We start from the raw sequence: 12,590 nt of genomic DNA, 5'->3' as shown, positions 1-12,590 counted from the left end.
TAACAAGGAAACAGCATGTCCAAGACCCAGTTGTTCGACCTCGACGGTAAAATCGCTTTCGTTTCCGGCGCCAGCCGCGGCATCGGCGAGGCCATCGCCAAACTGCTGGCCCAGCAAGGCGCCCATGTGATCGTTTCCAGTCGCAAGCTCGACGGTTGCCAGCACGTGGCCGACGCCATCATCGCCGCTGGCGGCAAGGCCACCGCCATCGCCTGCCACATCGGTGAAATGGAGCAGATCAGCCAGGTATTCGCAGGTATCCGCGAACAGTTCGGGCGCTTGGACATCCTGGTCAACAACGCCGCCACCAACCCGCAATTCTGCAACGTCCTGGACACCGACCTGGGTGCGTTCCAGAAAACCGTGGACGTGAACATTCGCGGCTACTTCTTCATGTCGGTGGAAGCCGGCAAGCTGATGCGCGAGAACGGCGGCGGCAGCATCATCAACGTGGCGTCGATCAACGGCATCTCGCCGGGGATCTTCCAGGGCATCTACTCGGTGACCAAGGCTGCGGTTATCAACATGACCAAGGTCTTCGCCAAGGAATGCGCGCAGTTCGGCATCCGCTGCAACGCCCTGCTGCCGGGCCTGACCGACACCAAGTTCGCCTCGGCACTGGTCAAGAACGACGCCATCCTGAAGACCGCCCTGGCGCAGATTCCCCTCAAGCGCGTGGCCGACCCAAGCGAAATGGCCGGCGCGGTGTTGTACCTGGCCAGCGATGCGTCGAGCTACACCACGGGTGTGGCGTTGAATGTGGATGGTGGTTTCCTGTCCTGACAGTGAGCGCCATGGCAGACCTGTGAAAAACCCTGTGGGAGCGAGCCTGCTCGCGATAGCGTTGTATCAGTCAGACACGTACTGCTGACCCACCGCTATCGCGAGCAGGCTCGCTCCCACAAGGGATCCTCTGCAATCGCACAGATGAATATTTATTCCAATATTTGCAATTAGAGAATATTTATTCCATAAATAGCCCTCCTGAAAATAACAATTCAAAGGGCTCTTCATCATGCGTGAACTCGGCATCGGTCTGATTGGCACCGGCTTCATGGGCCGTGCCCATGCCTTGGCGTTCCACAATGCCAAGGCGGTGTTCGACCTTCCCCTGAACCTGAAGCTGGCGGCCCTGGCCGACGCCGATCCGCAGCGTGCCCGGCAATGCGCCCACAGTTGGGGGTTCGAGACGGCCCACAGCGACTGGCAACAACTGATCGACGACCCGAAGGTCAACCTGATCGCCATCACCACGCCCAACCACCTGCACTTCCCCATGGCCATGGCAGCGTTGGCAGCGGGCAAGCCGGTCTATTGTGAAAAGCCCCTGGCGGTGTCCCTGGAGCAGGCCGAGCAGATGCGCCAGGCGGCCAAGGCGGCCGGGGTGGTGACGAGGGTCGGCTACAACTACCAGCACAACCCGATCATTCAACAGGCGCGGGACATGATCCAGCGCGGCGAACTGGGACAGATCATCAGTTTCCAGGGCGAATTCAGCGAAGACTTCATGGCCGACCCCGCCTCGCCGTGGTCATGGCGCTGCGAAGCGGCCCACGCCGGCGGCGCACTGGCAGACCTGGGCAGCCACTTGCTGGCCATGGCCCGGCACTTGTTGGGCGATGTCGAGGCGGTGTGCGCCGACAGCCAGACCGTGCACCGCCAACGCCCCGCCGGTGCGGGCAATGCCGAACAACGCGCCATCGCGGTGGATGACCAGGTCCTCGGGCTGCTGCGTTTCGCCAACGGCGCCCGGGGCACGGTGAGCAGCAGCTGGCTCAAGCACGGCTACAAGAACCACCTGAGCTTCGAGATCAGCGGCACCCTCGGCACCCTGGCGTTCGATCAGGAACGACTGAATGAACTGCGCCTGTGTCGCGTCGGCCAGGCAGGTTTTCAGCGCCTGCTGGCCGGTCCGGATTTGCCGGGTTACGCCGCGTTCAGCCCGGCCGCCGGGCACCAGTTGGGGTACAACGAATTGAAGACCCTGGAAGTGCATGAACTGGTGATGACCCTCGCAGGCGAAGGCGGCAGCGGGACGGACTTCGAAGAGGCCTGGGAAGTGGAGCGGCTGGCGGCGGCGATTCGTGTGGCGGCGCGGGAGGAGCGTTGGGTCAAGGTCAGCGAGCAATGACCTGCTGAGCAAACCGCTCATAACGATCGTTCCCACCTGTGGGAGCAAGGCTTGCCCGCGATGAAGATGACGCGGTCTCCCTGGGAACCGAGGCGCCTGCATCGCGAGCAAGCTTTGCTCCCACGCAGCGGGGATAAATCCCCTCGCCACAGGGAGTGTCCAACTTCAATCTTGGGATTGCAGTTCAACCAAACGCACGGCCAGCGCCTTGGCCTGGCTCGCCACATCGGTCACGGCGGTGCTTTCCCACCACATTCCGCGCAGTGGCGGGCCCATGGCGAACAGGCGCTCGGCAGGCTCGCCTTGGGCGTCCAGCACCGCGCCATCGGCACGCGCGGCGATGCCCAGGGCCAGCGGCCCGGGCTGGATCAGCCCCTGGGCCAGCAACTGTTGCGGCAACGGCCGTGCAACCCGGCGCCAGTCATATTCGATGCCGCTGGAGTTGATCAGCGCCGCGCCCTGCACCACCGTCAGCCCGGTCTCGCCCCGGCGGCGGATGGTAATACCCAGCGTGCCCTCGGCAGAGGACGCCAGCCCCTTGAACGACGCCGCATGGATCCGCAATCGCCCTTCTTCGTGCAGACGCGCCACCAGTTCGGCGCTCAGCGGTGGCGAACGATGATGATGGCTCTCCCACCACGGCCGTACATGCCGGACGAACTGCCGGCGTTGTACATCGCTGGCCTGGTTCCACAAACGCCCGATGTGAGCACGCACCGTGTCCAGCGGCGCCTGCCAATCGATGCCTTGGGCCTGGGCCTGACGGCATTGCTCGCGCAGGGCTCGCATCAATTGGCGTGGTGACCGCAGGCTGTGATCGTCGGCGAGGAAATCCACCCAGGCGGGTGGCTGGCGGCGCACATGGGGCAACAAACCATGGCGGGAAAACACTTCGATCGGGCCACGGTGCCCGGCCTGCTCCAGGGACACGACGGCATCGACCATGGTCAGCCCCGAGCCGATGATCAGCACCGTGGACTGCGGATCGAGCTGGCGCATCGCAGCCACATCCCAAGGGTCCAGGGCCGCGGCATTCAAGCCGCTGGATTCGGTTTGCGGGGTGCGTGCCGCCGGGAACATGCCGGTGGCCAGCACCGCGAAACGCCCGCGCAACAACTGGCCGTCATCCAGCGTGAGCATTACGGCATCGTCGACAACCCGCAAGTCCACGGCCTCGCCGCGCACGTGCTCGGCGGTCGAACCGTTTTGTGCGCCCAACTCGCGAGCCTCGGCCAGGCGCTGCTGCACATAGAGGCCAAACATCCCCCGAGGCGGGAACAACTCGCTGATCGGCACGTGCTGTTGATCCGCCTCGGGCCAGCCGCCGGCCTCGATGAACGCGGTGAGCCATCGGGTCAGGTCATCGGCGTTGTCCGGGTCGACGCTCATCCGCGCGGCGTTGCCGTTCAAGGTATGGCCAAGTTCCACCGCACTATAGGCCTCGCCCCGGCCCAGTTCGCTGCGCGGCTCGACGATCAGCACTTCGCGACGGCCCGGCAAGCGCAGCAATTGTGCCGCCAGCATGGCACCGCTCAGGCCGCCCCCGATGATCAGGATATCGGCCTCCCGGGTGATGCCCTGCTCATGTCGCTCCAGCGCTGTGTCCATACCGCTCTCCAGGAATCAAATCACCACGTTGCGTACGAATCTCGCCGCCACCGGGCCATCGTTGCGATAGGCATGGGGCTGGTTGCTGGCAAACATGAAAAACTCACCGGCACCAATCCGGCGTTCCTCGCTGCCCAACAGCAGGGTCAGGCAGCCCTCGAATACGTAGAGTTGCTCGCTCCAACCGTCGGCGTCGGGCTCTGAAGGGTAATACTCGCCGGGCTCCAGGCGCCACTCCCAGAGTTCCACCTCGCGGCTGGCGGTGGCCTTGGCGAGCAATACGGCTTTGCTGCCGGCAATGGTCCCGGCCCAGGCCAGTTCGTTGATGCGACTCGGGTCGCGGGCGTCGGGGGCCTGGATCAAGTCGCTGAAGGCCACGTCCAGGGCTTCGGCGACCCGGTCCAGGGTGGTCAGGCTGACGTTTTTTTCGCCGGCCTCGATGGCCACCAGCATTCGCCGGCTGACCCCCGACAGCTCGGCGAGCGCCGTCTGGCTGAGCTCGGCGGCATGCCGCAGACGACGGACGTTCTGGCTGACGTGTTGCAGGACGGACGCCCGCTGGCCGGATTCTTTGTGCACTATATTGCTCACATGGCTGGGTTGCGCATTATACTGCCCAACTTCGGGCGCATTGTGCGTCCGCCTCAAGTAGCGCGCAAGGTCATGGCATCGGTGAATTCCCCACAAGCTTCCCCCCGTTTCTCAAGGTTCAGCAAGGCCGAATGCGTGCTGGTGCTGATTACCATGATCTGGGGTGGGACTTTCCTGCTGGTGCAGCATGCCATGACGGTCAGTGGGCCGATGTTTTTCGTCGGTCTGCGCTTTGCCGCCGCGGCCGCGTTTGTCGCGCTGTTCTCCTGGAAGCATCTGCGCGAGCTGACGCTGTTCGAACTCAAGGCCGGGTGCTTCATCGGCGTGGCGATCATGCTCGGCTACGGCCTGCAGACCGTCGGCCTGCAAACCATCCCCAGCAGCCAGTCGGCGTTCATCACCGCGTTATACGTGCCATTCGTGCCCTTGCTGCAATGGCTGGTGCTGGGCCGTCGGCCTGGCTTGATGCCCAGCCTCGGCATAATGCTGGCGTTCACCGGGCTGATGCTGGTGTCGGGCCCGGCCGGGGCCTCGCTGAATTTCAGCCCCGGTGAAATCGCCACGTTGATCAGCGCCATCGCAATCGCCGCCGAGATCATCCTGATCAGCGCCTATGCCGGCCAGGTCGATGTGCGCCGGGTGACCGTGGTGCAACTGGCAAGCACCGCCGTGCTGGCCTTCCTGATGGTGGTGCCGACCCAGGAAAAGATCCCGGATTTTTCCATGTTGCTGCTGGTCAGCGCCGTGGGCCTGGGCGCCGCGAGCGCAGCGATCCAGGTGGCGATGAACTGGGCACAGAAAAGCGTCTCGCCGACCCGCGCCACGCTGATCTATGCCGGCGAGCCGGTGTGGGCCGGCATCGCCGGGCGCCTGGCGGGCGAACGGCTGCCAGCGATTGCCTTGTTCGGCGCGGCACTGATCGTGGCGGCGGTGATCGTCAGTGAGCTGAAGACACGGAGCAAAGGGGTTGTCGAGGTGGATGAGGGGCTTGAGCGCGAGCAGTGAGGCCGGTGATTGAACCTGTGTAGGAGCTGTCGAGTGCAACGAGGCTGCGATCTTTCCCCAGACACTTGAGTCTCAAGCGAAAAATCAAAGATCAACAGATCGCAGCCTTCGGCAGCTCCTACACAAGCCCAGCGGGAGCAAGCTCCCTCGCCACGGGTGATGTGTAGGGCGCAAAGTAAGAAAACTCCACCTCCCTTGTAGGATTCTGCGACACCCTCACGGTTGGTGATCGGGAATACGCCACGTATGATCCCTCACAACCTCCCGCCGAATAGAAGCCTATGTCACTGATAGTTCTATTGCTTTTGCCCTTCATCGGCAGCTGTGTCGCGGCGCTGCTGCCGCATAACGCCCGTAACGCCGAATCACTGCTGGCCGGCCTCGTCGCCCTGGCCGGCACGGTTCAGGTGGCCTTGCTGTACCCGCAGATTGCCGACGGTGGCGTGATCCGCGAGCACTACACCTGGTTGCCCAGCCTGGGCCTGGATTTCGTATTGCGCCTGGACGGGTTCGCCTGGCTGTTTTCGTTGCTGGTGCTGGGCATCGGCACGCTGGTGTCGCTGTATGCTCGCTACTACATGTCGCCGGACGATCCGGTGCCGCGCTTCTTCGCGTTTTTCCTGGCGTTCATGGGCGCCATGCTCGGGCTGGTGATCTCCGGCAACCTGATCCAGATGGTGTTTTTCTGGGAACTGACCAGCCTGTTCTCGTTCCTGCTGATCGGTTACTGGCACCACCGCGCCGACGCTCGACGCGGTGCCTACATGGCGTTGATGGTGACCGGGGCTGGCGGGCTTTGCCTGTTGGCCGGGGTGATGCTGCTCGGCCATGTGGTGGGCAGCTATGAGCTGGACAAGGTCCTCGCCGCTGGCGACCTGATCCGTGCCCATGCTCTCTACCCCATCCTGTTGCCGCTGATCCTGATCGGCGCCTTGAGCAAAAGCGCTCAGTTTCCGTTCCACTTCTGGCTGCCCCATGCCATGGCAGCCCCCACGCCGGTGTCGGCGTATCTGCACTCGGCGACCATGGTCAAGGCCGGGGTGTTCCTGTTGGCGCGGTTATGGCCGTCGCTGTCGGGCAGTGAAGAATGGTTCTACATCGTCGGCGGCGCGGGGGCCTGTACGTTGCTGCTTGGCGCCTACTGCGCGATGTTCCAGAACGACCTCAAGGGCCTGCTGGCCTACTCCACCATCAGCCACCTCGGGCTGATCACCCTGCTGCTGGGCCTGAACAGTCCACTGGCGGCCGTGGCGGCGGTGTTTCATATCCTCAACCACGCCACCTTCAAGGCGTCGCTGTTCATGGCCGCCGGGATCATCGACCACGAAAGCGGCACCCGCGACATTCGCAAGCTCAGCGGCCTGGTACGGCTGATTCCGTTCACCGCGACCCTGGCCATGGTCGCCAGCGCGGCGATGGCCGGGGTGCCGTTGCTCAACGGTTTCCTGTCCAAGGAAATGTTCTTCGCCGAGACCGTGTTCATTTCCGCCACGGCCTGGGTCGAACTGGCGCTGCCGATCATCGCCACCATCGCCGGGACCTTCAGCGTCGCCTACTCCTTGCGGTTCACCGTGGATGTGTTCTTCGGCCCCACCGCCACCGACCTGCCCCATACCCCTCACGAACCACCGCGCTGGATGCGAGCGCCAGTGGAGTTGCTGGTGTTCACCTGCCTGTTGGTGGGGATTTTTCCGGCCCAGGTGGTCGGCTCGCTGCTCGCGGCCGCCGCGTTGCCGGTGGTGGGCGGCACGCTGCCGCAGTACAGCCTGGCAATCTGGCACGGCCTGAATGCACCGATGATCATGAGCCTGGTGGCCATGTCCGGTGGCATCGTCCTGTACCTGCTGCTGCGCAATCAGTTCCGGCAAGGGTACATCACGCACCCGCCGTTCATTGGCCGACTCAGCGGCAAGCGCCTGTTCGAACGTTGCCTGGTGCTGATGATGCGCCAGGGCCGGCGCCTGGAACGACGGATCAGCACCCGCCGCCTGCAGGCCCAGTTGTTCTGGCTGGTCCTCGCTGCGGTGCTCGCCGGGCTGATCCCGATGCTGCACAGCACGCTGGTCTGGGGCGACCGGCCGAAGATCCCCGGCTCCATCGTCTTCGTCACCCTGTGGCTGCTGGCAATCGCCTGTGCCCTGGGCGCGGCCTGGCAGGCCAAGTACCACCGGCTCGCGGCCCTGACCATGGTCAGCGTCTGCGGCCTGATGACCTGCGTGACCTTCGTCTGGTTCTCCGCCCCCGACCTGGCCTTGACGCAGCTGGTGGTGGAAGTGGTCACCACCGTGCTGATCCTGCTGGGCCTGCGCTGGCTGCCACGGCGGATCGAGGACGTCTCGCCTCTGCCCAACAGCGAGCGGCGCGCGCGCATCCGGCGCCTGCGGGACTTGCTGCTGTCCAGCGCCGTCGGCGGCGGCATGGCGCTGTTGTCCTATGCGATGCTCACGCGCCAGACGCCCAACGACATTTCTTCGTTCTACTTGAGCCGGGCCCTGCCCGAAGGCGGCGGCAGCAATGTGGTGAACGTGATGCTGGTGGACTTCCGCGGCTTCGACACCCTCGGGGAAATCACCGTGCTGGTGGCGGTGGCCCTGGCGGTGTTCGCCCTGCTGCGGCGTTTCCGCCCGCCAAAGGAAAGCATGCAGCTGCCGGCACAACAGCGCCTGCTGGCGCCGGACGTGGTCACCGACCTGGTCAACCCGCGCCATGCCAGCGACACCGCATTGGGTTTCATGATGGTGCCGTCGGTGCTGGTGCGCCTGCTGCTGCCGATCGCCCTGGTGGTGTCGTTCTACCTGTTCATGCGTGGCCACAATCAACCCGGTGGCGGCTTCGTGGCCGGGTTGGTGATGTCGGTGGCGTTCATCCTGCAGTACATGGTTGCCGGCACCCAGTGGGTCGAGGCGCAAATGAGCCTGCGACCGCTGCGCTGGATGGGCACCGGGCTGTTGTTCGCCACCGCCACGGGCCTGGGGGCGATGGCCGTGGGTTATCCGTTCCTGACCACCCACACCTGGCATTTTGAATTACCGCTGCTGGGTGATCTCCATGTGGCCAGCGCGCTGTTTTTCGACATCGGCGTGTACGCCGTGGTGGTCGGCTCCACCCTGCTGATCCTCACCGCCCTGGCGCACCAATCGGTTCGGGCCCATAAGCCTGGCCTGCAAGCCAAACCCGTCGCCCCCGTCAAAGGAGCCACCGCCTGATGGAAGAAGTCATCGCAATCGCAATCGGCGTACTGGCCGCCTCCGGTGTCTGGCTGGTGTTGCGGCCACGGACCTTCCAGGTGGTCATGGGCCTGTGCCTGCTGTCCTACGGCGTCAACCTGTTCATCTTCAGCATGGGCAGCCTGTTCATCGGCAAGGAGCCGATCATCAAGGACGGCGTGCCCCAGGACCTGCTGCACTACACCGACCCGCTGCCCCAGGCGCTGGTGCTGACCGCCATCGTGATCAGCTTCGCCATGACCGCGCTGTTCCTGGTGGTGCTGCTGGCGTCCCGGGGCCTGACCGGCACCGACCATGTGGACGGTCGGGAGCCCAAGGAATGATATTGACGCCCCATCTGATCGCCGCGCCCATCCTGCTGCCGCTGCTGACCGCTGCGTTGATGCTGATGCTGGGCGAGAAACACCGCCCGCTCAAGGCACGGATCAATCTGCTTTCCAGCCTGCTGGGCCTGGGCATCGCCGTGCTGTTGCTGTACTGGACCCAGGACCAGGCCCTGCCCGCGTCCATTGGTGTGTACCTGCCCGGCAACTGGCAGGCGCCGTTCGGCATTGTCCTGGTGGTCGATCGCCTGTCGGCGCTGATGCTGGTGCTGACCGGCATCATTGGCGTCAGCGCCCTGCTCTTCGCCATGGCCCGCTGGGACCGCGCCGGGGCGAGTTTCCATGCGCTGTTCCAGATCCAGTTGATGGGCCTCTACGGGGCCTTCCTGACGGCGGACCTGTTCAACCTGTTCGTGTTCTTCGAAGTGCTGCTGGCGGCCTCCTACGGCTTGATGCTGCACGGTTCGGGCAGGGCGCGGGTGTCGTCGGGCCTGCATTACATTTCCATCAATCTGCTGGCCTCGTCGTTGTTCCTGATCGGCGCAGCGCTGATCTATGGCGTCACCGGCACGTTGAACATGGCCGACCTGGCCCTGAAAATCCCGCTGGTGCCGGAGGCCGACCGCGGCTTGCTGCACGCCGGCGCAGGCATCCTTGCGGTGGCGTTCCTGGCCAAGGCCGGCATGTGGCCGCTGAACTTCTGGCTGGTGCCGGCCTACAGTGCCGCCAGCGCACCGGTGGCGGCGCTGTTTGCGATCATGACCAAGGTCGGCGTCTACACGATCCTGCGCCTGTGGACGTTGCTGTTCTCCGGCCAGGCCGGCGCCTCGGCGTATTTCGGCGCCGACTGGTTGGTCTACGGCGGCATGGCGACCATCGTCTGCGCCGCCATCGCCATTCTGGCGGCCCAACGCCTGGAGCGCATGGCGAGCCTGAGCATCCTGGTCTCGGCCGGGATCCTGTTGTCGGCCATCGGCTTCGCCCAACCCAACCTGGTGGGCGCGGCGCTGTTTTACCTGGTGAGTTCGACCCTGGCGCTCTGCGCGCTGTTCTTGCTGGCCGAGCTGATCGAACGCTCGCGCTCGGCCAATGAACTGGCCCTGGACGACGACTTCGACACGTTGCCGCGACCGCTGGAATCCTTGCAGCCACCCAAGGGCATCAACCTCGATGACGAGCAGAAAGCCGTGGTCGGGCAAGTGATTCCCTGGACCATGGCCTTCCTTGGCTTGAGCTTTATCTTCTGTGCGCTGTTGATTATCGGCATGCCGCCGTTGTCGGGGTTCATCGGCAAGCTGAGCCTGCTGAGCGCCTTGCTCAATCCCCAAGGCTTCGGAGCCAGCGGCGGGGAGTCGGTATCAAACCAGGCGTGGGGCCTGTTGGCCTTGCTGATCCTCTCGGGGCTGGCCTCGCTGATTGCCTTTTCACGCCTAGGCATCCAACGTTTCTGGACGCCCCAGGAACGCCCATCGCCGTTGCTGCGGCCGTTCGAATGCCTGCCGATCATCCTTTTGCTGGGCCTGGGCATCGCCCTGACTTTCAAGGCCGAGCCGTTGCTGCGCTACACCCAATCCGCTGCCGATGCGCTGAACAACCCGGAACATTATGTGATGTCGGTACTCGCCACCCGCGCCGTGCCCAACCCAGAGACCCGCGCCGCCTTGTCGGAGGTGCAGCCATGAAGTGCCTGTTTCCCGCCCCGTGGTTGTCCCTGGCGCTGTGGTTACTGTGGCTGGTGTTGAACGTGTCCGTCAGCGCCGGCCATCTGCTGCTCGGCGCTGCACTGGGCTTCCTGGCCCCGTTGCTGATGCGCCCGTTGCGCCCACGGCCCATCCGTATCCGCCGACCATGGGTGGTGTTGCGCTTGTTCCTGCTGGTGGGCCGTGATGTGCTGGTGTCCAACGTGGCGGTGGCCTGGGGGGTGCTCAACGCTGGCCGCCGCCCGCCTCGCTCGCGGTTCATCAAGGTGCCGCTGGACCTGCACGACGCCAACGGCCTGGCCGCGCTGTCGATGATCACCACGGTGATTCCGGGGACGGTCTGGTCGGAACTGGCCCTGGACCGCAGCATCCTGCTGATGCATGTATTCGATCTGCAAGACGAGGCGTCATTCATCGCGCATTTCAAGGCCACCTACGAGCGCCCGTTGATGGAGATTTTCCAATGAGCCCCTTGCTGTCCAATGCGATCCTGTTGAGCCTGTTCCTGTTCTCCCTGGCGATGGTGTTGACCCTGTGGCGGCTGTTCAAGGGACCCTCGGCCCAGGACCGGGTATTGGCCCTGGACTATCTGTACATCGTGGCGATGCTGATGATGCTGGTGCTGGGCATCCGTTATGCCAGTGACACCTATTTCGAGGCGGCGCTGCTGATCGCCCTGTTCGGCTTCGTCGGCTCGTTTGCCCTGGCCAAGTTCCTGCTGCGGGGCGAGGTGATCGAATGACCGGCGAACTGTCGATGTGGGTGGAAATCCCGGTGGCGATCCTGCTGGTGCTCAGCAGCCTCTTCGCCCTGGCCGGGGCAATCGGCCTGGTGCGGTTGAAGGATTACTTCCAGCGCATGCACCCTCCGGCCCTGGCATCCACACTGGGCGCCTGGTGCGTGGCACTGGCTTCGATCGTGTATTTTTCGGCGCTCAAATCCGGGCCGGTGTTGCACGCCTGGCTGATACCGATCCTGTTGTCCATCACCGTCCCGGTGACCACCCTGCTGCTGGCCCGAGCGGCGTTGTTCCGCAAGCGCATGGCTGGGGATGATGTGCCGGCGGAAGTGAGCAGTCGCCGAAACGACTGACAGATACGTTGATCGTTCCCACGCTCCGCGTGGGAATGCATCCCGTGACGCTCTGCGTCACCTTCCAGAAGCGGAACGCGGAGCGTCCCTGGCGACGTTCCCACGCAGGAGCGTGGGAACAATCGATATGAAACTCAGGTCCACGCCACCGCCAGCAACCCGGCCCCAAGCACCACGCACAATGGCGAATAGACCCAGGTGTCGAGCCTGGCAAATGTCGAGTCCTTGACCTCCTTGAAGAAGCCCACCAGCTCCGACTCGCCAATGGCCCGGGCGAACATCAGCAAGGCAATCGCGCTGATCAGCCACTGCAACGCCCGATGGGTGACCGGCTGCGCCAGCAGGCCGACCCGCAGGCACACCAGCAGCGCCACCATCAGCAGTGCCAGGGCCACCAGCAAGGTCAGCCAGCCCGAGGGATCGAACGCCGGTCGCAACGCCTCCCCCTGCTTCACCGGCACCTGAGGCACCACTGCCTTGGTCGCCCACCGCCCACCCAGGGCCCAATACATATGAATCAAGCTGATGGTCGCAAACACTGCGACCAGCGACCGAGCCAATAAAAGCGTCATTCGCCAGCCTCCTGAAAAAGGTTGAACAATCATCCTAGCTTGAATTTGGCATTTCGCTGGACGGGCGTAGGTTGCCAGTTTCCAGCGAATGACTCATTGCCCAGGATCAAGAGTTCAACCTGCCGGCACGCGCGCTGCCCTACAGACCGGCGGAGACCTTGTCCGCCACCTCCTTGGGCAGCCAGGCCTGCCAGACCTGCGGATGCGCCTTGAGGAACGCCTCGGCGGCTTCGCGGGGCGGGGTGCGCTTCTCGCTCATGTCGGCCAGGGCCTTGTTCAACGGTTCGATGGGCAAATCGACCTTGCTGAAGAACTCGGCAATATCCGGGTATTGCTTCTGG

The 12,590-nt window shown here is 64.1% G+C and carries 13 protein-coding genes; 9 read left to right on the top strand and 4 right to left on the bottom strand.

Annotated elements, in window-relative coordinates; translation table 11 throughout:
- Window positions 1-15: 15 nt before the first annotated feature.
- A complete protein-coding gene (locus tag KGA89_RS03005) occupies window positions 16-783 on the top strand; it encodes an SDR family oxidoreductase (protein WP_003180553.1) in 768 nt (255 codons plus the stop codon).
- Between the two features lie 232 nt (window positions 784-1,015).
- Window positions 1,016-2,131, top strand: a complete 1,116-nt coding sequence (locus KGA89_RS03000; RefSeq protein WP_039012295.1) for a Gfo/Idh/MocA family protein — start codon at window positions 1,016-1,018, stop codon at window positions 2,129-2,131.
- Window positions 2,132-2,296: 165 nt separating this feature from the next.
- Here the strand turns inward: KGA89_RS03000 and KGA89_RS02995 are convergent, their stop codons facing one another.
- Together KGA89_RS02995 and KGA89_RS02990 are read right to left on the bottom strand one after the other, a co-directional pair.
- Entirely contained in the window at window positions 2,297-3,739 is a 1,443-nt protein-coding gene (locus tag KGA89_RS02995; protein ID WP_039012297.1) for an FAD/NAD(P)-binding protein, read from the bottom strand.
- A 15-nt stretch (window positions 3,740-3,754) separates the two neighbouring features.
- Entirely contained in the window at window positions 3,755-4,318 is a 564-nt protein-coding gene (locus KGA89_RS02990) for a helix-turn-helix domain-containing protein (protein WP_003202826.1), read from the bottom strand.
- 12 nt (window positions 4,319-4,330) lie between these two features.
- Between KGA89_RS02990 and KGA89_RS02985 the strand changes: the two genes are divergently transcribed.
- The 7 genes from KGA89_RS02985 to KGA89_RS02955 all read left to right on the top strand — a co-directional run bounded on the left by KGA89_RS02985 (window position 4,331) and on the right by KGA89_RS02955 (window position 11,677).
- A complete protein-coding gene (locus tag KGA89_RS02985; protein WP_223470617.1) occupies window positions 4,331-5,335 on the top strand; it encodes a DMT family transporter in 1,005 nt (334 codons plus the stop codon).
- A gap of 281 nt (window positions 5,336-5,616) precedes the next feature.
- Window positions 5,617-8,541 (top strand): monovalent cation/H+ antiporter subunit A, encoded by a 2,925-nt coding sequence (locus KGA89_RS02980; protein WP_027911835.1) that lies wholly within the window; start codon window positions 5,617-5,619, stop codon window positions 8,539-8,541.
- Window positions 8,541-8,885 (top strand): Na+/H+ antiporter subunit C, encoded by a 345-nt coding sequence (locus KGA89_RS02975; protein WP_003202835.1) that lies wholly within the window; start codon window positions 8,541-8,543, stop codon window positions 8,883-8,885. The genes KGA89_RS02980 and KGA89_RS02975 overlap by 1 nt, the downstream gene beginning before the upstream one ends.
- On the top strand, window positions 8,882-10,567 hold the full coding sequence (locus KGA89_RS02970; RefSeq protein WP_028237599.1) for a monovalent cation/H+ antiporter subunit D: 1,686 nt from the start codon (window positions 8,882-8,884) through the stop codon (window positions 10,565-10,567). The genes KGA89_RS02975 and KGA89_RS02970 overlap by 4 nt, the downstream gene beginning before the upstream one ends.
- A complete protein-coding gene (locus KGA89_RS02965; protein WP_223470549.1) occupies window positions 10,564-11,052 on the top strand; it encodes a Na+/H+ antiporter subunit E in 489 nt (162 codons plus the stop codon). Before KGA89_RS02970 ends, KGA89_RS02965 begins: the two co-directional genes overlap by 4 nt.
- Window positions 11,049-11,327 carry a K+/H+ antiporter subunit F gene (locus KGA89_RS02960; protein ID WP_003202841.1) on the top strand — a complete coding sequence of 93 codons (279 nt, stop codon included), beginning with the start codon at window positions 11,049-11,051 and terminating at the stop codon, window positions 11,325-11,327. The genes KGA89_RS02965 and KGA89_RS02960 overlap by 4 nt, the downstream gene beginning before the upstream one ends.
- Window positions 11,324-11,677: a Na+/H+ antiporter subunit G gene (locus KGA89_RS02955; RefSeq protein WP_214512672.1), complete on the top strand. Its 354-nt coding sequence runs from the start codon at window positions 11,324-11,326 to the stop codon at window positions 11,675-11,677. The genes KGA89_RS02960 and KGA89_RS02955 overlap by 4 nt, the downstream gene beginning before the upstream one ends.
- Before the next feature lie 134 nt (window positions 11,678-11,811).
- Here the strand turns inward: KGA89_RS02955 and KGA89_RS02950 are convergent, their stop codons facing one another.
- Both KGA89_RS02950 and KGA89_RS02945 read right to left on the bottom strand, forming a co-directional pair.
- On the bottom strand, window positions 11,812-12,249 hold the full coding sequence (locus KGA89_RS02950) for a DUF3995 domain-containing protein (RefSeq protein WP_223470547.1): 438 nt from the start codon (window positions 12,247-12,249) through the stop codon (window positions 11,812-11,814).
- A 139-nt stretch (window positions 12,250-12,388) separates the two neighbouring features.
- On the bottom strand, window positions 12,389-12,590 hold a 202-nt coding region (locus KGA89_RS02945; RefSeq protein ID WP_317851097.1), incomplete at its 5' end, for a glycine betaine ABC transporter substrate-binding protein.

Source organism: Pseudomonas sp. A-RE-22 (assembly GCF_019956035.1).
GTDB classification, from domain to species: domain Bacteria; phylum Pseudomonadota; class Gammaproteobacteria; order Pseudomonadales; family Pseudomonadaceae; genus Aquipseudomonas; species Aquipseudomonas brassicacearum.
Note: the sequence above shows the minus strand (reverse complement) of the source record. Positions and strands in the feature narration are given on the sequence as shown.

Coding starts and splice junctions, on each gene's coding strand:
- KGA89_RS03005 (WP_003180553.1), top strand. CDS start 16: ATGTCCAAGACCCAGTTGTTCGACCTCGACGGTAAAATCGCTTTCGTT.
- KGA89_RS03000 (WP_039012295.1), top strand. CDS start 1,016: ATGCGTGAACTCGGCATCGGTCTGATTGGCACCGGCTTCATGGGCCGT.
- KGA89_RS02995 (WP_039012297.1), bottom strand. CDS start 3,739: ATGGACACAGCGCTGGAGCGACATGAGCAGGGCATCACCCGGGAGGCC.
- KGA89_RS02985 (WP_223470617.1), top strand. CDS start 4,331: ATGGCTGGGTTGCGCATTATACTGCCCAACTTCGGGCGCATTGTGCGT.
- KGA89_RS02980 (WP_027911835.1), top strand. CDS start 5,617: ATGTCACTGATAGTTCTATTGCTTTTGCCCTTCATCGGCAGCTGTGTC.
- KGA89_RS02975 (WP_003202835.1), top strand. CDS start 8,541: ATGGAAGAAGTCATCGCAATCGCAATCGGCGTACTGGCCGCCTCCGGT.
- KGA89_RS02970 (WP_028237599.1), top strand. CDS start 8,882: ATGATATTGACGCCCCATCTGATCGCCGCGCCCATCCTGCTGCCGCTG.
- KGA89_RS02965 (WP_223470549.1), top strand. CDS start 10,564: ATGAAGTGCCTGTTTCCCGCCCCGTGGTTGTCCCTGGCGCTGTGGTTA.
- KGA89_RS02960 (WP_003202841.1), top strand. CDS start 11,049: ATGAGCCCCTTGCTGTCCAATGCGATCCTGTTGAGCCTGTTCCTGTTC.
- KGA89_RS02955 (WP_214512672.1), top strand. CDS start 11,324: ATGACCGGCGAACTGTCGATGTGGGTGGAAATCCCGGTGGCGATCCTG.
- KGA89_RS02950 (WP_223470547.1), bottom strand. CDS start 12,249: ATGACGCTTTTATTGGCTCGGTCGCTGGTCGCAGTGTTTGCGACCATC.